Below are 23,229 nucleotides of genomic sequence, written 5' to 3' on the forward strand. Positions count from 1 at the left end.
TTCTCAGATTGGGGGCCGTATGAATCCATCTGACAATGAGACGTGGCTTATCGAAATTGGCGACGAAGTTATCGCGAAGAAGGCCGACAAAGGCGAGGAGGCGCTGTCAGCGATTGAGCGCCTCATATATTGCGTTTGGGTCGCGGACTACAGCATGAGAAACGCGGGCGATCTATTGACCGCCGAAGACCTCTACGCGCCATACCGTGAGGAAGGAGAGCGCCTCGCTGAAAGAATAGGGCTTACGAAAACTAGAGCAGCCTTCGGCTTATCGTCGGCAAAGCTGGAAGCTTCCTATTTTAGTGCCTTCGAAGGAATATGCAGCGAGCTTCAATCCTGCTTGGCCCGTTGACGTCCGTTTCCCACGCCAAATCCGACGTCCAATCCAATCGGCACTACCGCCCCCCGAACCGCCAGCGGAGCAAAGGCCGCGCGAGCAGCAGCCCGGCGAGGAAGCCGCCGACATGCGCCCAGATCGCGATGTTGCCGAAACCGCCGCCGCCGGCGATGCCGATCAGCAATTGCAGCCCGATCCACGCCGCCGCGAGCCAGAGGGCGCGGACCCAATGGCCGGGGATCGGCCCGATCGCCTGCGTCCGCGAGCGGCTGAAGATCAGCGCATAGACCGCGATCAGCGCCGAGATCGCGCCGCTCGCGCCGACAACGACCGTGGTCGAAGCAGGGTCCGCGATCCACTGCGCCAGCGATCCCGCATAGGCCCCGGCGATCAGCAGCACCGCCATCGGCCCCGAACCGAGCGGCGCTTCGAGCTGGCGGCCGAGGAACAGCAGCACCATCATGTTGAAGGCAAGGTGCAGTACCCCGCCGTGCAGGAAGGCCGAACTCAGCGGCGTCAGGAAAAAGGGCAGCATCGTGCCCGGCGGGGCGATCAGTTCGGCGCCGAAGCGCGCCGGGATGAAGCCCGCGCCGATAAACGCCTGCTGCTGGTAGCCGGTGATCGACAGGACGATGAACAGCAGGGTGCAGGCGATCGCAAAGCCCGTGACCACGGGCGCGTGCTGCGGCTTCATCGCGCTGCGTCCACCGCTCAGACGAATTCGATCTTGGTCACCAGATAATATTTGTCGCCCGCGGGCACGGTGACTTCGATCTCGTCGTCGACGCGGCGGCCGATCAGCGCCCGGCCGAGCGGCGAATTATAGCTGATCTTGCCGTCCTTGGCGTCGGCTTCGGCCTGTCCGACGATCTGGTAGCGCACCGGCTTGTCGTCCTCGTCGGCGAGGGTGACGGTCGCGCCGAACACGATGCGGTCGCCCGACAGCGTCGTCGGGTCGATCACCTGCGCGCGCGACAATTTGTCCTCGATATCGCCGATCGTCGCTTCGACCTGGCCCTGCCGTTCCTTGGCGGCGTGATATTCGGCATTTTCCGAAAGGTCGCCATGCGCGCGCGCTTCCTCGATCGCATCGACGATCAGGGGTCGCTCGGCTTTGAGCGCCGAGAGCTGCACGCTCAGCTTCTCATAACCTTCCGCCAGCATCGGCACCTTTTCAACGCTTGCCATTATCCTGTTGTCCTTCGTCAATAATCCGCCGCCAGCGAAACTTCGCCGGGGCGGCCGAGCCGCTTTTCCGTCAATGTCGGGGGTGGGAGCGGTCCTTCAATAATAGTCCTGAAGCGGCTTTACTTCAAGAGAGCGCGCACGAAGCGCCCCGATCGCCTGCGTCGATGCGTCGCTTGCCGCCGCCGTCGTATAATAGGCGACATCGGCCGCGAGCGCCGAGGCGCGGATCGATTGCGAGTCCTGCAGCGACTGCCATCCTTCGGTGGTGTTGAAGATGAGCTGGACGTCGCCGTCCTTGATCCGGTCGACGATATGCGGCCGCCCTTCGGCAACCTTGTTGACGCGCTCGACCGCGACGCCCTCGCCCGCGAGATAGTCGGCGGTGCCACCGGTCGCGACGACCTGCCAGCCCCAGCCGGCGAGGCGGCGGACGGCATCGATGATGCGCGGCTTGTCGCTGTCCTTCACCGACACGAAAACGCGGCCCGTCGTCGGCAGCCGGTCGCCGGCGCCGAGCTGCGCCTTGGCAAAGGCAAGGTTGAAATCGCTGTCGATTCCCATGACTTCGCCGGTGGACTTCATCTCGGGCGACAGCACCGGGTCGGTGCCCGGGAAGCGCGCAAACGGGAAGACGGCTTCCTTGACCGCGACATGTTTGATGTCGCGGTTGATCTTCGGCAGGTCGGCCAGCTTCTCGCCTGCCATCACGCGCGCCGCGATCTTGGCGATCGGCGAACCGACTGCTTTCGCGACGAAGGGCACGGTGCGGCTGGCGCGCGGGTTGACCTCGATCAGATAGACCTCGTCGTCCTTGACCGCGAACTGGATGTTCATCAGGCCGCGGACTTCGAGCGCGCGGGCAAGCGCATCGGCCTGCCGCTCGATCTCGGCGACGATCGCCGGCGACAGGCTGTACGGCGGGATCGAGCAGGCGCTGTCGCCCGAATGGACCCCGGCTTCCTCGATATGCTGGAGCACGCCCGCGACGACGACGTCGGTTCCGTCGCAGAGCGCATCGACGTCGACCTCGATCGCGTCGCGCAGATAACGGTCGATCAGCACCGGCGAGTCGCCCGACACCTGCACTGCGGTCTCGATATAATTTTCGAGCTGCGCCTGGTCGTCGACGATCTCCATCGCGCGGCCGCCGAGCACGTAGGACGGGCGCGTCAGCACCGGGTAACCGATGCGCGCCGCGACCGCGACGGCTTCCTCGCGGCTGCGCGCGATGCCGTTTTCGGGCTGCTTGAGGCCAAGCTTGTTGACCAACGCCGCGAAACGCTCGCGGTCTTCGGCAAGGTCGATCGCGTCGGGCGAGGTGCCGAGGATCGGGATGCCTGCCTCGGCCAGCGCCTGCGCCAGCTTGAGCGGCGTCTGGCCGCCGAACTGGACGATCACGCCGACCAGCTCGCCCCGCGACATTTCGACGTGCAGGATTTCGAGCACGTCTTCGGCGGTCAGCGGCTCGAAATAGAGGCGGTCCGACGTATCATAGTCGGTCGACACCGTCTCCGGGTTGCAGTTGATCATGATCGTTTCATAGCCCGCCTCTTCCAATGCGAAGCAGGCGTGGCAGCAGCAGTAATCGAACTCGATCCCCTGCCCGATCCGGTTCGGACCGCCGCCGAGGATGACGACCTTCTTGCGATCGGACGGGTTCGCTTCATTCTCGGGCTCGCCGAAGGTCGGCGCTTCATAGGTCGAATAGAGATAGGGCGTCTGCGCTTGGAACTCCGCCGCGCAGGTGTCGATCATCTTGAACACCGGCCGCACGCCGAGCTTGTGGCGCAGCGCGCGCACTTCGGCTTCGGTGACCCCGCCGGTCATCGCCTTCACCGCCTCGTGGATCAGCCCCGAACCGCGCGCGGTTGCGCGGCGCGTGCCGGGGTGAAGGTTCGCCGACTGGAGCGCCAGATAGGCTAGGCGTTTGTCGGAAAAACCCATCGCCTTGAGCTTGCGCAGCCCCTCGGCATCGCGCGGCAGGCCGTTTTCGCAGACGTCCTGTTCGGCCGCGACGATCTCGGCGATGCGTTCGAGGAACCACATGTCGTAACCCGCGACGCGGTTGATCTCGGCGAGCGGCAGCCCCTCGCGGATCGCCTGCGCGGTGTTGAGCAGGCGGTCGGGGGTACGCTGCGCCAGTTCGTTGCGGAGCTGGTCATGCGTCGCGCCCTTGAGGCGGTCGACGAAATTAAAGCCCGAAAGCCCCGTCTCCAGACCGCGCAGCGCCTTCTGCAGGCTCTCGTGGATCGTGCGGCCGATCGCCATCACCTCGCCGACCGACTTCATCGCGGTCGACAGCGTCGCCTCGGCGCCCTTGAATTTTTCGAAAGCGAAGCGCGGGATCTTAGTGACGACATAGTCGATCGTCGGTTCGAACGACGCGGGGGTGACACCGGTGATATCGTTCATGATCTCGTCGAGCGTGTAGCCGACCGCCAGCTTTGCCGCGACCTTGGCGATCGGGAAGCCCGTCGCCTTCGACGCGAGCGCCGACGAGCGCGACACGCGCGGGTTCATCTCGATCACGATCAGGCGGCCATCCTTGGGATTGACCGCGAACTGGACGTTCGACCCGCCCGTCTCGACCCCGATCTCGCGCAGCACCGCGATGCTCGCGTTGCGCATGATCTGATATTCCTTGTCGGTCAGCGTCAGCGCGGGGGCGACGGTGATGCTGTCGCCGGTGTGGACGCCCATCGGATCGACATTCTCGATCGAGCAGATGATGATGCAATTGTCCTTGCGGTCGCGCACCACCTCCATCTCATATTCTTTCCAGCCGAGGAGCGATTCCTCGATCAGGACTTCGGTGGTGGGCGAGGCGATCAGGCCGCCGCGGACGATATGCTCGAACTCCTCGCGATTATACGCGATGCCGCCGCCGGTGCCGCCGAGCGTGAACGACGGACGGATGATCGACGGCAGCCCGGTGCGTTCAAGCACCGCAAACGCCTCGTCGAGCGTGTGCGCGACGCCGCTGCGTGCGCTTTCCAGCCCGATCTTGTCCATCGCGTCGCGGAATTTCTGCCGGTCCTCGGCCTTGTCGATCGCCTCGGCATCGGCGCCGATCATCTCGACGCCATATTTGGTCAGCGTGCCGTCGTTGAACAACGCCAGCGCGGTGTTGAGCGCGGTCTGCCCGCCCATCGTCGGCAGCACCGCATCGGGGCGCTCCTTTTCGATGATCTTGGCGACGATCTCGGGCGTGATCGGCTCCACGTACGTGGCGTCGGCGAGGTCGGGATCGGTCATGATCGTCGCCGGGTTGGAGTTGACGAGGACGATGCGATAGCCCTCCTCCTTCAACGCCTTGATCGCCTGCGTCCCCGAATAATCGAACTCGCACGCCTGACCAATAACGATCGGGCCGGCGCCGATGACGAGGATGGATTGGATGTCGGTTCTTTTGGGCATTTAAAAGTGCTTACTTCCAATTTCGACCAGCTTTTCAAAAGCAGCCTTATCCAGACGGATGGTTTGTGAGAGTTTACCGGGCTTTTCGCGCGTTGGCCGGCCGTAAGTATCAATTTGGATTAGGCGCTCTCGTCCGCAATCAACGAGGCGAACAATTGCCTCGACATCCTCGTGCGGGCGAGCGTCATCTAGTGGCAGAACGGTAAACTTCCTGACGGTTGCCATGGCTTAGTCCTTCCCCAAACCGCCCACAAACTTCTCGAACAGGTAGAAGCTGTCCTGCGGCCCCGGGCTCGCTTCGGGGTGATATTGCACGCTGAACGCATTTTTGCCCGTGATCGCGATGCCGCAGTTCGATCCGTCGAACAGGCTCTTGTGCGTTTCGACCACGCCCTTGGGCAAGGTCGCCGCGTCGACCGCGAAGCCGTGGTTCATGCTGGTGATCTCGACCACCCCGTCGCCCTCGTCGCCGCCGACGCGCTGGACGGGATGGTTGGCGCCGCGGTGGCCCTGATGCATCTTCACCGTCTTCGCGCCCGCCGCGATGCCGAGGAGCTGGTGGCCGAGGCAGATGCCGAAGATCGGGACATTGCGTTCGAGCAGCCCCTTGATCACCGGCACCGCATATTCGCCCGTCGCCGCGGGGTCGCCGGGGCCGTTCGACAGGAACACGCCCGCGGGGCGCAGCGCGACGATCTCGTCGAGGCTCGTCTTCGCGGGCACCACCGTCACCCGCGCGCCGGCCTTGACGAGGTTGCGGAAGATATTGTCCTTGGCGCCATAATCGACCGCAACGACATGCGGCGCGGCATCGCCGGCGCGCTTGTGGTCCGACCCTTCATAGCCAGATCCCAGATGCCAGACGCCCGCGTCCCAGCTTCCCTGCCGCTCGCGCGTCACCGTCTTGGCAAGGTCCATGCCCTCCAGCCCCGGCCAACCCTGCGCGAGCAGCAGCAGGCGATCGAGGTCGAACTTGCCGTCGGGGCTGTGCGCGACGACGCCCGTCGGGGCGCCGCCGTCACGGATACGGCGAGTCAGCGCGCGCGTGTCGATGCCGGCAAGCCCGATCAGGCCCTGCGCCTTCATCCATTCGGGCAGCGTCTGGACGCTGCGGAAATTGCTGGGCAGCGTCGGCAGTTCGCGCGTGATGCACCCGATCGCGGCGCGCTTCTCGCGCTCCATATCCTCGGGGTTCGCGCCGACATTGCCGATGTGAGGAAAGGTGAAGGTGATGATCTGCCCGGCATAGCTCGGGTCGGTCAGGATTTCCTGATAGCCGGTCATCGAGGTGTTGAAACAAATCTCGCCCACACCGGCGCCGCTGGCGCCATAGCCGATGCCCCACAGCACCGTACCGTCGGCGAGAACGAGGACGCCGGTGGCCCCCGAAGGCGGGGTTTTGGGCGCGGCAGAGGGGTTGGCAGGTGCCATTCAACATGCTCCGGACGGGGGGCTAAACGGCCGACCAACTAGGCGGCAAAAAAGTGATTCACAAGCTATCGGATTATGAATCTTCCCGCTAGAGAAGGCCTTTCCGAAATTTGCAGCGCACGAGGACACGCATGATTCGCGATGACATCAAGGCTGCGCAGGTTGCCGCGATGAAGGGCGGCGACAAGGCGCGCCTGGGCACGATCCGGCTGATGCTGGCGAAGATCAAGGACAAGGACATCGAACTCCGCACCGGCACCGCGCCGGCCGACGACGATGTGCTGGTAACCGACGTGCTGCAGAAGATGGTCAAGCAGCGCCGCGAATCGATCGCCATGTACGAACAGGGCGGCCGCCAGGAACTCGCCGACATCGAGGCGGCCGAGGTCGTCGTGATCGAGGATTTCCTGCCCGCGCAGCTTTCCGACGACGAAGCGACCGCGGCGATCAAGGGCATCGTCGACGAACTCGGCGCGACCAGCCTCAAGGACATGGGCAAGGTGATGGCCGCGGTGAAGGACCGGCTCGGCAGCCAACTCGACATGAGCAAGGCGTCGGGCTGGGTGAAGGCAGCGCTGTCATAACGGGACACGCCCTCCCCTAGCCCCTCCCGCAAGCGGGAGGGGAACAGGCGGACCGCAAGCGTATATTCTCCCCTCCCGCTTGCGGGAGGGGTCGGGGGAGGGCCTGTTATGGACAAGGGCTACAAACGACCCACCGCGCGCTCCCGCGAACTCCGCAACGACGCTACCGAAGCGGAGCGTAAGCTCTGGGCCTACATTAGCGCTCGAAAGCTTGCAGGCGTGCGCTTCAATCGCCAGTTTCCCATCGGCCCCTTCATCTGCGATTTCGTCTCTCGGACCCAGAAGCTCGTCATCGAAGTCGATGGCGGCCAGCACGCCGTTGATGTAGCGAAAGACGAAGCACGCACCGCCTATCTGGAATCGCGAGGATATCGGGTGATCCGTTTCTGGAACAATGATGTATTGGAACGGATCGAAGGTGTCGTGATCGAAATCGAGCGTGTTCTTGCGACATGCCCTCCCCCAACCCCTCCCGCCAGCGGGAGGGGAGTCAAGTGACCCTCACCCCGCAATGGCTGGACGAACTGCGATCGCGGATCACGCTGTCGACGCTGATCGGGCGGACGGTGAAGGTCACCCGCGCCGGCCGCGAATACAAGGCCTGCTGCCCCTTCCATAACGAAAAGACGCCCAGCTTCACGATCAACGACGAAAAGGGCTTCTACCACTGCTTCGGTTGCAGCGCGCATGGCGACGCGATCCGCTGGATGACCGACCAGCGCGGGCTGTCGTTCATGGATGCGGTGAAGGAGCTTGCCGCCGAAGCGGGCATGGACGTTCCCGCCGCCGACCCGCGCGCCGCAAAAAAGGCCGAGGAGCAGGCGAGCCTCCGCGACGTGACGCAGGCGGCGGCCGACTGGTTCACCCAGCAACTCGGCAGCAGCAACGGGGCACCCGCGCGCGAATACCTCGCCAAGCGCGGCATTTCGGAGGCGACGCGCAAGGCCTTCGGCTTCGGCCTCGCCCCCGACAGCCGCAGCGCGCTCAAGGAAGCGCTCAAGAAATTCCCGACCGCGATGCTTGTCGAGGCGGGCATGTTGATCGCGGTCGACGACAAGGAACCGTACGACCGGTTCCGCGGCCGGTTGATGATCCCCATCCGCGACGCGCGCGGCCGCGTCATCGCGTTCGGCGGACGCATCCTGGGCGACGGCGAGCCCAAATATCTGAACTCGCCCGACACCCCGCTCTTCGACAAGGGGCGCACGCTCTATAATCTCGACAAGGCCTCGCCCGCCTCGCGCCAGACGAACCGGATCGTCGTCGTCGAGGGCTATATGGACGTCATCGCGCTCGCCGAAGCCGGGATCGCCGATGCCGTCGCGCCGCTCGGCACCGCGCTGACCGAGAACCAGCTCGGCATGATCTGGCGCATGGTGCCGGTACCGGTGCTGTGCTTCGACGGCGACAGCGCGGGTCAGAAAGCCGCAATGCGCGCCGCGATGCGCGCGCTTCCCTTGCTCCGGCCCGGTTTCAGCCTCGCCTTCGCGACGCTGCCCGCAGGGCAGGATCCCGACGACCTCGTCCGCGCGCGCGGTGCGGCGGGCTTCGCCGAAATCCTCGAGGACGCGCAGCCGCTCGTCGAACGCCTCTGGGCGCACGAAGTCGCCGCCGGCCCGCTTGCCACCCCCGAGGAACGCGCAGCCTTGAAAACGCGCCTGCTCGCCCACGCCGACGCGATCGAGGATGCGGACGTCCGTCACCATTATCGCGAGGCGTTTCGCGAGCGGCTCGATGCGCTGTTTGCGCGGCGGCAGCCCGAGCGTGCCCCGCGCGTCCCCTGGGCGCCGTCGGCGCCGCGTGGAGCGGCAGGACGCCGCTTCGCCCCCGATCCGCGCCTGCAACCTCCCGCCCACGAGACGCGTTCCATCGGACAGGCGGGGATTGCGGCACCGCTCGTCGCCGCGCTCATCGGCGGATTGCTGCGCTATCCCGAAGCGCTGCGCCGCAACGAGGAGGCGCTGACGCGGCTTACCGTTCCCGATTCCGCCGACGCCGAATTGCTCGGCGCGATGCTTGACATCGCAATCGGTCAGGAAGGGCTTGATTGCGAGGGGTTGCTTGCCATATTGGAGCCAATGAAAGTGTATAATAGGGCGACGACATTGCTCAGAGCCGACGGAATGCACTTCTCGTTCAACCGCAGGCTGGAAAGCAGACAGGGGGCCGCTCCGGCGCCGGAAACGGCGCTTCGCGACCTTGAAGAATATATCGGCGTGCTGGTCACCCAGCCCGAAATCCGCGCCCGGCTGGCAGAGGCTACCGCGGACTTTCAGCGCACGATGGATGACGAAGGCCTGGCGCGACAACAAAGGTTGCGCGCGATGGACGAGGATTTGACCCGCCGGCTGGCCGCGCTGTCCGACAGCAGCGGCCAGTAACCGACCCACTTGATGCCCCCTAGGCAGGAACAGATATGGCCACCAAGAACACCGAAGCCGACACCGACGCCCCGCTGATCGACCTCAACGAGGCCGACGTCAAAAAGCTGATCGCGCGCGGCAAGAAGCGCGGTTACCTGACCTATGACGAGCTCAATGCGGCGCTGCCGCAGGATGAGATGTCGTCGGAGCAGATCGAGGACATCATGTCGGCGATCTCCGACATGGGCATCAACATCGTCGAGAGCGACGAGGATGTGCAGGAAGAAGCCGATCAGGAAGCCGACGACGAGGTCGACGTCAGCGCCGGCACCGGATCGCTGTCGAACCCCGCGGTCGAAAAGAAGAAGGAAACGGTCGATCGCACCGACGATCCCGTTCGCATGTACCTGCGCGAAATGGGCGCGGTCGAGCTGCTCAGCCGCGAAGGCGAAATCGCGATCGCCAAGCGCATCGAGGCCGGCCGCGACACGATGATCCTCGGCCTGTGCGAAAGCCCGCTGACCTTCAACGCGATCATCGAATGGTCGAACGCGCTCAACAACGGCGACATGCAGCTCCGCGAAATCGTCGACCTCGAAGCGATGCTGTCGAAGGACCCCGCGCCCGAAAACCTCGATGAGGAAGGCGGCGAGGACGACGGCGAGATCAGCGAGAAAAACGCCGGCGTCTCGTTCAAGGACGAGGACGAGGTCGAGGAAGAGCCCGCGGCCGACGGCGACGACGAGGATGGCGAAGGTTCGTCGGGCAAGCGCGAGAGCTTCGAGGAAGACGAGGAAGACAACACGCTCAGCCTCGCAGCGATGGAAGAGCTGCTGAAGCCCGATGCGCTCGAAAAGTTCGCGAACATCACCAAGAGCTTCAAGGCGTTCCAGAAGCTGCAGGAAGCCCGCCTTGAATCGCTGTCGGGCGGCGAGGAATTTCCGTCGGCGTCGGAAAAGAAGTATCACAAGCTGCGCGAGGAACTCACCGCGCAGGTCGAAAGCGTGCAGTTCCACGGCACCAAGATCGAATATCTCGTCGACCAGCTCTACAGCTACAACCGCCGCCTGACCGCGCTCGGCGGCCAGATGCTGCGCCTCGCCGAGCGCCACAAGGTACCGCGCAAGTCGTTCCTCGACAATTATGTCGGGCGCGAGCTCGAAGAGAATTGGCTCGATCAGGTGTCGGGCCTCGACAAGAAATGGGCCGCCTTCGCCGAGAACGAAGCGGGCGCGGTCGACCGCATCCGCATCGAAATCAGCGAGATCGCGCAGGCCGCCGGCATGAGCCTGACCGAATTCCGCCGCGTCGTGAACATGGTCCAGAAGGGCGAGCGCGAAGCGCGTATCGCCAAGAAGGAAATGGTCGAGGCGAACCTGCGCCTCGTGATCTCGATCGCGAAGAAGTACACGAACCGCGGCCTGCAGTTCCTCGACCTCATTCAGGAAGGCAACATCGGCCTGATGAAGGCGGTCGACAAGTTCGAGTATCGCCGCGGCTACAAGTTCAGCACCTATGCGACCTGGTGGATCCGGCAGGCGATCACCCGCTCGATCGCCGATCAGGCGCGCACGATCCGCATCCCGGTCCATATGATCGAGACGATCAACAAGCTGGTCCGCTGCAGCCGCCAGTTTCTCCACGAAAGCGGCCGCGAGCCGACCCCGGAGGAAATGGCCGAGCGTCTGTCGATGCCGCTCGAAAAGGTCCGCAAAGTGATGAAGATCGCCAAGGAGCCGATCAGCCTCGAAACGCCGATCGGCGACGAGGAAGACAGCCACCTCGGCGATTTCATCGAGGACAAGAATGCGGTCATCCCGGTCGACGCCGCGGTGCAGTCGAACCTCAAGGAAACCGTCACCCGCGTGCTGGCATCGCTCACCCCGCGTGAGGAACGCGTGCTGCGCATGCGCTTCGGCATCGGCATGAACACCGACCACACGCTCGAAGAGGTCGGCCAACAGTTCAGCGTGACCCGCGAACGTATTCGCCAGATCGAGGCAAAGGCGCTCCGCAAGCTGAAGCACCCGTCGCGCAGCCGCAAGATGCGCAGCTTCCTCGACCAGTAAGCTTCGGCAAGCCTCCGGACACCAGACACCCCGCCCTCACCGGCGGGGTGTTTCATTTTGCACTTTCGATCAAAGCCTTGATCGAATGGTGCACTGCACAATTTTTTGTGCTCACCCTCTTTAAATCTTCACATTTGGGCCCCAGATGTCGGCCGTCATCGCGATGCGTAGCGCTTCAACGACAAGAAAGCGCACGCCATCGAATGGCAATCATTCCCGCATAATGGGAATCGGTTCGCACTCAGGACGGCGCAGCCCCGATTGGCTGACATAAAAAATCCCGGAAAACCGGGGGCTGCAGAAACTGGCACGGCCTTTGCGATACACTTGGCATCGCCGCGGCGCAGGGCCCGCAGCCACAGGAAAGACAAAAAAGATGGAAAACGAAACCACCAACCTCTTCCGCCGCCGCGACACCTTCTTCGGGATCTGCGAGGCCGTTGGCCAGGACTTCGGCTTCAACCCGCTGTGGCTGCGCCTCGCCTTCGTCGCGCCGCTCTTCTTCTTCCCGGTCCAGACCTTCATCGGCTATTTCGCGCTCGGCGTCGCGGTGCTCGCGTCGCGCTTCCTCTTCCCCGCGAAGCTCGGCGATGCAGCTCCGGCGGCCGCCCAGCCCGCCGCGATCGCCCCCGCCGCTCCGGCGACCGGCGAACTCGCTCTCGCAGCCTGATTGGGCGCGGGCCGGGCTCCCTCTCCCCGTCTGACCCGCTCCCGGCTCCCTGACGTCCACTGGCGCCATAGCCAACCGGGACCGGCAAGCACCTTGCGCTTGCCGGTCCCTTTATTTTCGGACCGTCCCGCACCGGCACAGCATTTCGTCGATTCGGCGTACCTTATAAACGCGACGTTTACGACGTTACCCTAAGACTCATCGCCGGAATTCCAGAGGGGCGGGTTCATCACCCGCGCCGCATGCGAGGATCAAGCGTTGAGCCAGTCGACCCAGCCCAAGCTGCCGGCACGCGATGTCGCCGAAATGCTCGATTCGCTCGTCGCGAGCGAGGGCACCGGTGCGCATCCGCATGTCCGCTCGGGCGCGCTGTCGAGCGGCGTGCAAGCGATGCGCAACCTTGCCGATGCCGTCCATTTCCTCTGCCTCCTCCACGGCCGCTACCCCGGCGTCATCGACCATGCCGCGCGCAAGGCGGTCGACCCCGCCTCGCGCCAGTGGATGGACGAAGCCGCCGATGCCTTCGCGCAGGAACGCGCCTTCCTGTCGAAGATCGCCGCCGCCGTCGGCCCGGTGCCGAGCACGCAGGGACAGGCACAGAGCGAGTCCGCGGTCGGCGCGCAGTGCAAGGCGCTCGACATGCTCGCCGAATCCGACCGCCACGGCTGTGCGGTCGGCGCCGCGATCGCGCTGACGCTCGACTGGCGGACGATCCGCGTCCTGCTCGACATCAGCGCCCAGCGGCTCGACATGAACCCGCCGCGCTGCTCCCTGCCCGACCTGCGCGACACGGCGCGGCTCGCCGCAACGATCGCCGACAGCCCCGCGGTCGAGCGCGCCATGGTTTTCGGCGCCCAGCAACTGATTACCCAGCACAGCGGCCTGTGGGACCTGCTCGCCGCCCGCGCCGCGAGCCGGCACGACGCCTGATCCGACGCCGCAACGGGCGGCAACGCCTGTTTACTTGCACCGCCCACCCTCCCTCGCTATGCCCGCCCTGATTGACGTTCACGTTAAGGGAAAGGCAGCACGCCCATGCGCTTCGAAGGAACCAGCGCCTATATCGCCACCGACGACCTGAAGGTCGCGGTCAACGCCGCTACCTTGCTGCGCCGCCCGCTGCTCGTGAAGGGCGAACCCGGCACCGGCAAGACCGTGCTCGCCGAAGAGATCGCCAAGGCTTTCGACGCGCCGCTGATCACCTGGAACATCAAGTCGACGACCAAGGCGCAGCAGGGCCTCTATGAATATGACGCCGTCGCGCGCCTCCGCGACGGCCAGCTCGGCGAAGAGCGGGTCCACGACATCCGCAACTATATCCGCAAGGGCAAATTGTGGGAGGCCTTCACCTCGCCCAAGCTCCCCGTCCTGCTGATCGACGAGATCGACAAGGCCGACATCGAATTCCCGAACGACCTGCTCCAGGAACTCGATCGCATGGCCTTCCATGTCTACGAGACCGACGAGACGATCGTCGCGAAGGAGCGCCCGATCGTCGTCATCACCTCAAACAACGAAAAGGAACTGCCGGACGCCTTCCTGCGCCGCTGCTTCTTCCACTATATCAAATTCCCCGACCGCGACACGATGGCCGAGATCGTCGAGGTCCATTTCCCCGGCATCCAGAAGACGCTGGTCAGCCGCGCGATGGACATCTTCTACGAGGTCCGCGAAGTTCCGGGCCTCAAGAAGAAGCCGTCGACGAGCGAGCTGATCGACTGGCTGAAGCTGCTCCTCAACGAGGATATGCCGCTCGAAGTGCTCCAGAACCGCGACGTCGGCAAGGCGATCCCGCCGCTCCACGGCGCGCTGCTCAAGAACGAGCAGGATGTGATGCTGTTCGAAAAGCTGGCGTTCATGGCGCGGCGGCAGGGAAGCTGAATATTATCGTCGTCCCAGCGAAAGCTGGGACCGCCATCGACGAAGCGCTCCCGGTTGAGCGATCCCAGCTTTCGCCGGGATGACGGCTATAATTGATACGCCACCTCGACGTCGCCCCAGCGGCGGCCGTTGATGATCGCTGGCATGTAGACGTTGCGCACCGTCACATAATTGATCCCGTCGCCTTCCTGGCGATAGACCATCATGAAAAAGGGCGCCGTGCTGCGTTTGGCGGCCGCGTCGGCTTCGTCATAGAGGATGCGGCCGTTCCGGCAGTGCGCCGTGTCATGCGCGACATCGCCCGTCGGCGCGCGCGAGCAGTCGGTGACATGCGTCGGCAGGAAGCCGTTGATGTCGCTCGCCGACGACATCTTGATTTCGGGATGCTCGGCGACGATGCGGTCGAACAGCGGCCGCCAGTGGATATCGGCCCAGTCGCAGAGGCTGGTGCGGAAACGTTCGGGGTTCGACCCCGGCACGCGAACATAATCGGTATCGAAGACCTGCTCCATCGACAGCCTGCCCGCGGCGATCGCACCTTCGGCGAGCGCGACGAACTCATCGCGCACCTGCGCGGCAAGCTCGACAATCGCCGAATCCTGCGGGCTGACCCCGGCCGAGATCACCGCGTTGAACATGCGGTTCGACACATGCTCCATCGACAAGATGCTGTCGTGCGTTTCACCCAGCGTCGCGCCATTGTCGCGCACCGATGCGACGACGCGGTCGAGCGCGCCGCGCACCTTGGCGCCATTGGCATGGACCATCGCCGAACTCTGCGCGATCCGATCGCTCTGGTCGTCGAGCAGCGCCACCAGATGCGTCGCATCGTGCAGCGCGTCGGTGATCGTTTCGAACTGCGCTTCGGCGCGGCTCGACTGTTCGACCCCCGACTGGATTTCGGCGACCAGGCCGCCCGCTTCGGCCGCGAGGCTGCCGATGCTGCGGCGGATCTCGTCGGTCGCGCTGCGCGTGTTCTGCGCCAGCTTCTTCACCTCGGCCGCGACCACGGCAAAGGTGCGCCCGGCATCGCCCGCGCGCTCGGCCTCGATCGCGGCGTTGAGTGCCAGCATGTTGGTGGTCTTGGCGATCGACTCGATCGACTGGCTGACCTGCTGCACCTGCTCCATGACCGCGGCAAAATTGGTGACGTGCGCGCCCAGCCGCGCGACGAGATCGATCACCGAGCGGAATTCGGTGACCGCCGCGTTGACGCGTTCGGCACCGGCGTCGAGTTGCTCGCACGCGCGCGCCGACAGCAGTTTCGCTTCGTCGGTCGAATCGGCGATCTGGCGCTGATCGGCCTCCAGGCCGACGACATATTCCTCGAGCCGGCCGAGTTCGCCGATCTGGCGTTCCATCTGGTCGGTCGCGCGCTTGATCCGGCCGGCAGCATCGCTGCACCCGACCGCCAGCGCGCCACAGTCGCTCGCGACCGATTGGTCGAGGATCGGAGCCGCCGGGTCGATCGGATCGAATTTCATTGCGCCACCCACTTTGGATTAATCTGCGGGTGATGACCGATAATGGTTAACGCGCGGTCAATGGGCGAGGCGACGGCATCGGGGTGGAGAGCTGCCGTTCGCTCTTTGGTGTACCCCGGCGAAAGCCGGGGCCCAGGGCGTTAGAAGGCCGAGGTTGCGGAATGGCACTCTGGGCCCCGGCTTTCGCCGGGGTACAGCAACCGCCCAAAACCCGCGCACCTTCCGTTTACGTAAAGCAGTTGCACCCTTCCGCGCGACAGAGTACCCCTGACCCATGTTTTTCGGCTTCCTCGACGAGCTTCGCGCCGCGGGCATTCCCGCCAGCCTGAAAGAGCATCTGATGTTGCTGGAGGCGCTCGACCGCGAGGTGATCGACCGCAGCCCCGAGCAATTCTATTACCTCAGCCGCGCGATCTATGTGAAGGACGAAGGCCTGCTCGACCGCTTCGACCAGGTGTTCAACAAGGTCTTCAAGGGCATCATCTCGGACTATGGCCAGAACCCCGTCGACGTCCCCGCCGACTGGCTGAAGGCGGTCGCCGAGAAATTCCTGACCCCCGAGGAAATGGCCGCGATCGAGTCGCTCGGCGACTGGGACAAGATCATGGAGACGCTGAAAGAGCGGCTCGAGGAACAGCAGAAGCGCCACGAGGGCGGCAGCAAGTGGATCGGCACCGGCGGCACCTCGCCGTTCGGCAATTCGGGCTATAACCCCGAAGGCGTGCGGATCGGCGGCGAGAGCAAGCACAAGCGCGCGCTCAAGGTCTGGGAAAAGCGCGAGTTCCAGAACCTCGACAACACCAAGGAACTCGGCACCCGCAACATCAAGATCGCGCTCCGCCGTCTGCGCAAGTTCGCACGCGAAGGCGCCGCCGACGAGCTCGATATCCCGGGCACGATCGACGGCACGGCGCGGCAGGGCTGGCTCGACATCAAAATGCGCCCCGAGCGGCGCAATGCGGTGAAGTTGCTGCTGTTCCTCGACGTCGGCGGATCGATGGACCCGTTCATCAAGCTCTGCGAAGAATTGTTCAGCGCCGCGACCACCGAATTCAAGAATCTCGAATTCTTCTATTTCCACAACTGCCCCTATGAAGGCGTGTGGAAGGACAACAAGCGCCGCTGGTCCGAACGCCACCAGATGTGGGACATCCTCCACAAATATGGCCATGATTATAAGGTGATCTTCGTCGGCGACGCGTCGATGAGCGCGTATGAAATCACCCATCCGGGCGGCAGCGTCGAACATTTCAACGAGGAATCGGGCGCGGTCTGGCTCCAGCGGATCACCCATGTCTATCCCGCCGCCGTGTGGCTGAACCCGGTGCCCGAGGCGCATTGGGGCTACACCCAGTCGGTGAAGCTGATCAAGCAACTGATGAACGACCGCATGTATCCGCTGACCCTTGCGGGCCTCGACGATGCGATGCGCGAGCTGACGCGAAAGCATTGAACGGCGCATGGCGCTGCCGTCGTTGATCCGGCGCCTGTTTGGCCGATACGCGATCGAAGACCCGCGGCCGGTTGCGGAAAATGCGCCCTATACCTTCGAGCTGCCGTCCGAAAACGAACTGCTCGCGGTCGCACCCGGCGATCTCGTCAAGCTGATGTTTCGTTCGATCCCCGCCGGCCAATGGGAGGTCGAACGCATGTGGGTTATCGTCACCGCGGCCGACGGCGCGCATCTGGCCGGGACGCTCGACAATCATCCGGGCGACATGCCGCAATTGAAGGCCGGCGACCGCGTGAGCTTCGAACGCAGGCACATCATCGACATCATGTGGGACGATAATCGCACCGTACCGCCACCCCCGGCACCCGAACGGCGCGATTATTGGGACCGCTGTTTCGTCGATAATGCGATTCTCGACGGCCGCCGCAAGGTCGAATTTCTGTATCGCGAAGAGCCCGATCCGCCGCGCGACGACGACAAATTTTCCGACAGCGGCTGGCGGATCGAAAGCGATCCCCCCGATATGTTCGACATCGAGAGCGGCAACGCGCCTTTCAGCTATGTCGCTCTCGGCGCCGTGCTGAACCGCGACGACAGCTGGCTGCACCTGATCGACGCTCCGGTCGGTAGCGCCTTCGAGCGCGACCCGGATACGGGCCGGTTCGTCGCGGCCGACATGCCCGTCCACGATCCCGAGTGAATTCGCTCGAAATGATCCTCCCACAGGGCTAATCCCCGGCGATGATCGACCTCCCCCTCGTCACCATCCTGTTGCTCACCGGCTTCATCAACCTGATCGGTGCGCTGGCTTATGCGGCGCGCATCGCGGGGGTGCGGACGCGGCGGATCGCGATGTCCTTCGCGCTGTTCAACATCCTCGTCCTCTTCTCGCGCACTTCGAACAGCTTCCTCGGCCCCTTCCTCGCCAAGCGGATCGAGACGCGCATCCACGACGGCAGCGGCGCCTCGCTGTTCGTCGACATGCAGTTCGTGCTCGCGGCGGCGAGCATCGCGACCCTGGTCGGCATCCTGCTCGTCCCCACCGGGCAGCGGATGTTCGCTGCGGCGATCGGCTGGTATCAGGACAATCGTTCGACGACGAAGCTCGCGCTCAAAGCCGTCAGCCCGAGCGGATGGCGTACGCTCCGCCAGTCGCTCCGCTTCCCGAGCCTGTCGCATCTGAAGGGCTGGCACATGCCAAGGGGCATCGGCTGGGGCGTGCTGATCGCCAACTGCCTCGCGCAGTCGCTGCTCGCCGTCGGTGTCGTTGCCTCGCTCTACGCCGGCTATCTCGCCCCCGAATTTCGCGTCACCGCGTCGCAGCTTTCGGCGCTGATCAACGGCTTCGCGACGATCCTCCTGTTCGCCTTCATCGACCCGCAGCTGTCGGTGATGACCGACGACGCCGTCGAGGGCAAAGTCGACGAGGCCGATTTCCGCCGCGCGATCACCTATATATCGCTGAGCCGACTCGCCGGAACGGTCCTTGCGCAGGCATTGCTGCTTCCCGCCGCGATGCTGATCGCGTGGGTCTCGGTGCATGTCTGACGCCGGACGCGGTCACAGCCGCTTCCACGCCGTCCGCACCCGCCTCGAAGCGATGGCCGTCGAACCCGGGCCGCGCGGCTGGTTCCTCGAATTTCTCGCCTTCGGCTTCAAACAAGGCTGGGCGTGCCTGTTCGGCGGCCTGATGCTCGCGCTGCTCCTCGGCACGCACCTCTTCTGGCCCGACACCGTGCCGATCCACCGCTACGACGCCATCACCATCGGCGCGGTGCTGATCCAGCTTGGCATGCTCGCCTTCCGGCTCGAAACGCCGAAGGAAGCCATCGTCATCCTGATCTTCCATATCGTCGGCACGGTGATGGAGCTGTTCAAGACCGCCGCGGGATCGTGGCAATATCCTGAAGCGAGCCTGCTCCATATCGGCGCGGTGCCGCTTTTCTCGGGCTTCATGTACGCCGCGGTCGGCAGCTATATCGCGCGCGTCTGGCGCATCTTCGACTTTCGCTACACGGGCTATCCGCCGGCATGGGCGAGTTATGCACTCGCCGCCGCAATCTACGTCAATTTTTTCGCACATCACTGGCTGTACGATATCCGCTGGTTCCTGTTCGCCGCGACCGCGCTGCTCTTCTGGCGCTGCCAGGTGTGGTTCCGCCCGCTCCACACCCACCGCCGCATGCCGCTGCTCGTCGGCTGGGGCCTCGTCGCGCTGTTCATCTGGTTCGCCGAAAATATCGGCACCTTCGCGCGCGCGTGGACCTACCCCAGTCAGGACGATGGTTGGCACATGGTCGGGCTCGAAAAGCTCGGCAGCTGGTACCTGCTGATGATCATCTCGTTCGTGCTGGTCAGCCTCGTCCAGCGTCCGAAGGCGCCGGAAGGAAACCCGACGGAACGCACGCGCGCCATCTATCCGGAAGCTCGGTGGATCTTGGCGATTGACGATGGGATGCTGAGCGTGACCGACGACAAAGGCGAGAGGGAGAGCTGCGCTTTGTCCGACATCGCAGGGATCGCCATCGAAACCAACGACAGCGGACCTTGGGGGCCCGATATATGGTGGTTGTTCTTCGGGTTGGATGGCGGGCTAAATCTCGCTTACCCGCAAGGTGCGACCGGCGAAGACATGATCTTGGACTGGGTCACCAAGCTGGCCGGCTTCGATCATTCCGAAATGATCGCTGCAATGGCATCCACCGACAACGCCACCTTCATCGTCTGGCAACCGACAGCTTCTTAACCGAAAGGCCGGTCGATCGACGGCGGCGGCTCGCTGAACCATTTCGGCCCGCTGTCGGTCATGTAAAAACAATCCTCCAGCCGGATGCCGAATTCGCCGGGGATATAGATGCCGGGCTCGTTCGAAAAGCACATGCCCGGCGCCAGCGGCGTCGTTTCGCCGTGGACGAGGTTGACCGGCTCGTGCCCGTCGAGGCCAATGCCGTGGCCGGTGCGGTGCGAGGTACCGGGAAGCCGGTAGCCCGGGCCCCATCCGAGATTCTGATAGAAACCGCGCACCGCATCGTCGACGCGCCCCGCCGGCGTGCCGAGCTTTGCCGCGGCAAAGGCGACATCCTGCCCCTTGCGCATCTGGTCCCAGACCTCGCGCTGGCGCGCGCTGGCCTTGCCATGGACGAAGCTGCGCGAGATGTCCGACTGATAACCATGAACGGTCGCGCCGCAGTCCATCAGCACGACCTCGCCCGCGCGCACCGCCTGCGGCTTGCCCGATCCGTGCGGATAGGCGCTCGCCTCGCCGAGCAGGATCAGTTCGAACTCGCTTTTGCCGCCCAGCGCCACCGTCGCCGCGCGCATGATCGCGCCGATGTCGGCCGGGGTCATCCCCGCCTCGATCCGCGGCGCAGTGTGGCGATAGGCGGCCATGGTGATGTCGGCGGCGATCTGCATCAGCGCGATCTCCGCAGGCGACTTGTGCATGCGGCAGCCGCGCACGACCGGCGCGCCGTTGACGACCTTTACCTCGGGCATCGCCTTTTCGAGGCCGTCGACCGCGAAATAGCGCACCGTCTCCTCGACCCCGATCCGCCCCTTGCCGAGCCCGCGCTTGCCGAGCCATGCCGCGACCGCCGCCAGCGGATTTTCATCCTCGTTCCACGTCAGCACTTCGGCGTCGATGCCCAGGCTCTCGCGCACCGACGGTTCCTCGAAGAAGGGGGTGACGATCGCCGCCTCGCCCTCGCGCGTCAGCACCGCCGCGGTCAGCCGCTCGCTCCGCCACCATTCGACGCCGGTGAAATAGACGAGGCTCGACCCCGGCTCGATCAGCAAGGCGCCGATGTCGTTCGCGCGCATCAGCTCCTTCGCCTTGGCGATCCGCGCCATGCGCTCGTCGCGGCCGATCGGGACCGCCTTGGCGGCAAGGTTCGGCAGCGCCGCCGTGTCGGCGGCGAATGCCGGCACCGGCAGCGAAGCGGCGAGGCCGGCGAAAGCCGCGGTGCCGATAAATTGCCTTCGGTGCATCGTTGTTCCCCTCGTCAATAGATCAGCAGGTCCGCAATTTCCTCGCGCCATGCCGCTTCGTCGGGCAACGCAAGCGCGTCGAGATCGCCCGGCGCGGCGCCCGCGTCGTCGATCCATCCGCGCAGCAACGGCGAACCGTTGATCACGTCGATCGCCAGCACGTCGTTGGTATACTCATATTTGAAATCGGTGCCGCGCCAGATCGGATAGTCCGGATAGAGCGCGCGGATCGCCTTGAACCCCAGCGCCTGCACACGCCACGGCCGGAAGGAAGCATGGTCGTACCATGACCCCTCGGCATGGATATGGACGCCGCTGTTCAGCGCGCCGGCATGCTTGTGAAAGGTCGGCTGGAACCAGATATCGCGCAGCTTGCATCCCGCCAGCCATTCGGGCGCAAGGCGATACATTTCGGCGATGACGGCCTTGGCGTCGATATCAGGCGCACCGAACAGTTCGAGCGGGCGCGTCGTTCCCCGGCCTTCGCTCAGCGTCGCCCCCTCGACCATCACCGTCCCGGCATAGGCGCGCGCCATGTTGACGTTGGCGGCATTGGGGCTGGGGTTGATCCACACGCGCTCCGCGGGCCAGCCGAAGCCGGGGCCCTCGGGCTGCCACCCGTCCATTTCGATCACCCGATAATCGACGTCGAGACCGAAGTGGCGGATGAACCAGCGGCCCATCTCGCCCATCGTCAGCCCGTGGCGCATGACCATCGGTCCGGCGCCGACGAAGCTCTCCCACCCGGCGCGCAGCAGCGTCCCTTCGACGGGACGTCCCGCCGGGTTCGGCCGGTCGAGCACCCACACTGCCTTGCCATGCTCGGCCGCGGCTTCGAGGATGTAGAGCAAGGTCGTGACATAGGTGTAGATGCGGCAACCCAGATCCTGCAGGTCGACCAGCATCACGTCGAACGTGTGCATCGACTGCCCCGACGGCCGCCGCACCTCGCCATAGAGGCTGAACACCGGCATGCCATAGGTCGGATCGGTGAAGTCGGGCGACTCCATCATATTGTCCTGCAGGTCACCGCGTACGCCATGCTGCGGCCCGAACACCGCAGTGACGTCGATCCCGGCCGCGACCAGCGCATCGAGGCTGTGGGTCAGGTCGGCGGTCACCGAAGCGGGATGCGCGAGCAACGCAACGCGCTTTCCCTGAAGCGGCGCGCGAAGCGCGGGGTCGGCGAGCAGGCGGTCGATACCGAAAAGGGTCGTCATGCCCGCCCGCGTGCCTCAAGCGTCAGCGCAAAGCAATCGGGATGATGGAAGTCGGGCTTGCCCGGCGGATGGCGCAGCGCCCAATAGCTTTTGGCGCCGTCCACTTCCTCGATGACGGCAGACAGGGCCAGTTTCGACCCGGTATCGGGAAAGATGCCGGGTTCGATGCGCATCGCATAACGGCCGGGCGCGCGTTCCACTTCCATTTTCCACGGCGCTAGATCGTCGGAAGACAGCAGCGAACGATAATCGTCGAACTGGTAACAGGCCCAGCGACCGTCGGGCGCATAGTTGAATTCGGTATAGTCGGGCTGACCTTCCTCGGTCAGGAAAGCCTCGAAACAGGTGCCCTGCCACAGCCCATCGGTGCCGCTGTCGGCAATGACGAGTTCGCCTTCGCCCTGCGGCAGCACGATCGCTCCGATTTCGCCGTCGACGATAAAGCGCAGCGCAAAGCCGCCGTCGAACGACAAGTCGACCTCGACCGCAATCGAGCGCACCGCGCGTGCGGGCGTATCGGGGTGGCAGATCAATTGGCGCCGCTCGCTGGAGTGCACCGACATTCACCCCTCTCCCGTTCGTCCTGAGCTACATTCGGCTTCTGGCGCTTCGGTGTAGAAGAAAGAGCAGCCCTTCGACAAGCTCAGGGCAACGGTGTGTGGAAGTGATCGAGCCCCCTACTCCGTTTGTCCTGAGCTTGTCGAAGGACCGTCCTTGCCTTTCGCCAAGCTCGAAATCTTGTCCCAATCCCCGCGGATCAACGCCATCTTCTTCGCTCTGCTCCACCCCTTTATCCGCCGTTCGGCTTCCAGAGCTTCGAACCTGGTGGCAAATTCCTGACTCCACACCAGCACGATCGGCAATCGATCAGATGTGAAACCCGGAATAGCTCCGGCTTCATGTTGGGCGATGCGATACGGCAGATTATCGGTGTGCCCGGTGTAAAAAGCCCCGCCCCGGCAATGCAGCATATAGGCCCAGAAACTCATATCGAGCGGTGTAGAAGAAAGAACAGCCCTTCGACAAGCTCAGGGCCAACGGGATTGAGGGGATCGCCTCCAACTAAGCGTGGCGATGGGATGAGCGAAATTTGCGGTCGAGACAAGCATGCGGTCTTCGGCACCCCGGCCGGTCGATTGACAACC

21 protein-coding genes and 1 pseudogene are annotated in these 23,229 nt (G+C 64.4%); 12 read left to right on the forward strand and 10 right to left on the reverse strand.

Annotated elements, in window-relative coordinates:
* Positions 1–19: 19 nt before the first annotated feature.
* Positions 20–352 carry a hypothetical protein gene (locus LH19_RS17675; protein WP_054586851.1) on the forward strand — a complete coding sequence of 111 codons (333 nt, stop codon included), beginning with the start codon at positions 20–22 and terminating at the stop codon, positions 350–352.
* 43 nt (positions 353–395) lie between these two features.
* Here the strand turns inward: LH19_RS17675 and LH19_RS17680 are convergent, their stop codons facing one another.
* The 5 genes from LH19_RS17680 to carA form a co-directional block, all read right to left on the reverse strand.
* Positions 396–1,031 carry a rhomboid family intramembrane serine protease gene (locus tag LH19_RS17680; protein ID WP_054730907.1) on the reverse strand — a complete coding sequence of 212 codons (636 nt, stop codon included), beginning with the start codon at positions 1,029–1,031 and terminating at the stop codon, positions 396–398.
* A 17-nt stretch (positions 1,032–1,048) separates the two neighbouring features.
* Positions 1,049–1,525 (reverse strand): transcription elongation factor GreA, encoded by a 477-nt coding sequence (gene greA / locus LH19_RS17685; RefSeq protein WP_054730910.1) that lies wholly within the window; start codon positions 1,523–1,525, stop codon positions 1,049–1,051.
* A 96-nt stretch (positions 1,526–1,621) separates the two neighbouring features.
* Positions 1,622–4,942 carry a carbamoyl-phosphate synthase large subunit gene (gene carB, locus LH19_RS17690; RefSeq protein ID WP_054730913.1) on the reverse strand — a complete coding sequence of 1,107 codons (3,321 nt, stop codon included), beginning with the start codon at positions 4,940–4,942 and terminating at the stop codon, positions 1,622–1,624.
* Positions 4,943–5,167 carry a methionyl-tRNA formyltransferase gene (locus LH19_RS28785; RefSeq protein WP_145923512.1) on the reverse strand — a complete coding sequence of 75 codons (225 nt, stop codon included), beginning with the start codon at positions 5,165–5,167 and terminating at the stop codon, positions 4,943–4,945.
* A gap of 3 nt (positions 5,168–5,170) precedes the next feature.
* The gene (gene carA / locus LH19_RS17695; RefSeq protein WP_054730917.1) at positions 5,171–6,373 is read right to left on the reverse strand and encodes a glutamine-hydrolyzing carbamoyl-phosphate synthase small subunit; all 1,203 of its coding nucleotides are present in this window, start codon (positions 6,371–6,373) and stop codon (positions 5,171–5,173) included.
* A 131-nt stretch (positions 6,374–6,504) separates the two neighbouring features.
* Between carA and LH19_RS17700 the strand changes: the two genes are divergently transcribed.
* From LH19_RS17700 to LH19_RS17730, 7 genes are all read left to right on the forward strand, one after another.
* The gene (locus tag LH19_RS17700) at positions 6,505–6,957 is read left to right on the forward strand and encodes a GatB/YqeY domain-containing protein (protein ID WP_054730920.1); all 453 of its coding nucleotides are present in this window, start codon (positions 6,505–6,507) and stop codon (positions 6,955–6,957) included.
* 108 nt (positions 6,958–7,065) lie between these two features.
* Positions 7,066–7,455 (forward strand): endonuclease domain-containing protein, encoded by a 390-nt coding sequence (locus LH19_RS17705; RefSeq protein ID WP_145923513.1) that lies wholly within the window; start codon positions 7,066–7,068, stop codon positions 7,453–7,455.
* Complete coding sequence (gene dnaG / locus LH19_RS17710; RefSeq protein WP_054733786.1) at positions 7,452–9,338, forward strand: DNA primase; 1,887 nt, start codon at positions 7,452–7,454, stop codon at positions 9,336–9,338. The genes LH19_RS17705 and dnaG overlap by 4 nt, the downstream gene beginning before the upstream one ends.
* 35 nt (positions 9,339–9,373) lie before the next feature.
* Positions 9,374–11,389 (forward strand): RNA polymerase sigma factor RpoD, encoded by a 2,016-nt coding sequence (rpoD, locus tag LH19_RS17715; RefSeq protein ID WP_054730923.1) that lies wholly within the window; start codon positions 9,374–9,376, stop codon positions 11,387–11,389.
* Positions 11,390–11,765: 376 nt separating this feature from the next.
* Complete coding sequence (locus LH19_RS17720) at positions 11,766–12,059, forward strand: PspC domain-containing protein (protein WP_054586842.1); 294 nt, start codon at positions 11,766–11,768, stop codon at positions 12,057–12,059.
* Between the two features lie 258 nt (positions 12,060–12,317).
* Positions 12,318–12,989, forward strand: a complete 672-nt coding sequence (locus LH19_RS17725; protein WP_054730926.1) for a DUF6975 family protein — start codon at positions 12,318–12,320, stop codon at positions 12,987–12,989.
* Positions 12,990–13,094: 105 nt separating this feature from the next.
* Positions 13,095–13,940 carry an AAA family ATPase gene (locus tag LH19_RS17730; protein ID WP_054730929.1) on the forward strand — a complete coding sequence of 282 codons (846 nt, stop codon included), beginning with the start codon at positions 13,095–13,097 and terminating at the stop codon, positions 13,938–13,940.
* A gap of 86 nt (positions 13,941–14,026) precedes the next feature.
* Here the strand turns inward: LH19_RS17730 and LH19_RS17735 are convergent, their stop codons facing one another.
* Positions 14,027–15,424, reverse strand: a complete 1,398-nt coding sequence (locus tag LH19_RS17735) for a methyl-accepting chemotaxis protein (protein ID WP_054730933.1) — start codon at positions 15,422–15,424, stop codon at positions 14,027–14,029.
* Positions 15,425–15,698: 274 nt separating this feature from the next.
* On the opposite strand from LH19_RS17735, the gene LH19_RS17740 reads away from it, so the two are divergent.
* The 4 genes and pseudogenes from LH19_RS17740 to LH19_RS17755 form a co-directional block, all read left to right on the forward strand.
* Entirely contained in the window at positions 15,699–16,877 is a 1,179-nt protein-coding gene (locus LH19_RS17740; RefSeq protein ID WP_054730936.1) for a vWA domain-containing protein, read from the forward strand.
* 7 nt (positions 16,878–16,884) lie between these two features.
* The gene (locus LH19_RS17745) at positions 16,885–17,577 is read left to right on the forward strand and encodes an immunity protein Imm33 domain-containing protein (RefSeq protein WP_054730939.1); all 693 of its coding nucleotides are present in this window, start codon (positions 16,885–16,887) and stop codon (positions 17,575–17,577) included.
* A gap of 41 nt (positions 17,578–17,618) precedes the next feature.
* On the forward strand, positions 17,619–18,425 hold the full coding sequence (locus LH19_RS17750; RefSeq protein WP_082395868.1) for a lipid II flippase Amj family protein: 807 nt from the start codon (positions 17,619–17,621) through the stop codon (positions 18,423–18,425).
* Positions 18,418–19,260, forward strand: a pseudogene (locus LH19_RS17755) (DUF817 domain-containing protein); the annotation flags it as partial. The gene LH19_RS17750 and the pseudogene LH19_RS17755, both read left to right, overlap by 8 nt.
* A gap of 359 nt (positions 19,261–19,619) precedes the next feature.
* Here LH19_RS17755 and LH19_RS17760 read toward each other — a convergent pair.
* From LH19_RS17760 to LH19_RS17775, 4 genes are all read right to left on the reverse strand, one after another.
* A complete protein-coding gene (locus LH19_RS17760) occupies positions 19,620–20,864 on the reverse strand; it encodes a M24 family metallopeptidase (protein ID WP_054730942.1) in 1,245 nt (414 codons plus the stop codon).
* Between the two features lie 14 nt (positions 20,865–20,878).
* Positions 20,879–22,084, reverse strand: a complete 1,206-nt coding sequence (locus tag LH19_RS17765) for an exo-beta-N-acetylmuramidase NamZ family protein (protein ID WP_054730945.1) — start codon at positions 22,082–22,084, stop codon at positions 20,879–20,881.
* Complete coding sequence (locus tag LH19_RS17770; RefSeq protein ID WP_054730948.1) at positions 22,081–22,647, reverse strand: DOMON-like domain-containing protein; 567 nt, start codon at positions 22,645–22,647, stop codon at positions 22,081–22,083. The genes LH19_RS17765 and LH19_RS17770 overlap by 4 nt, the downstream gene beginning before the upstream one ends.
* A 114-nt stretch (positions 22,648–22,761) precedes the next feature.
* Positions 22,762–23,073: a GIY-YIG nuclease family protein gene (locus LH19_RS17775; protein ID WP_054730952.1), complete on the reverse strand. Its 312-nt coding sequence runs from the start codon at positions 23,071–23,073 to the stop codon at positions 22,762–22,764.
* Between the last annotated feature and the right edge of the window lie 156 nt (positions 23,074–23,229).

The organism is Sphingopyxis macrogoltabida, assembly GCF_001314325.1.
GTDB classification, from domain to species: Bacteria; Pseudomonadota; Alphaproteobacteria; order Sphingomonadales; family Sphingomonadaceae; genus Sphingopyxis; species Sphingopyxis macrogoltabida.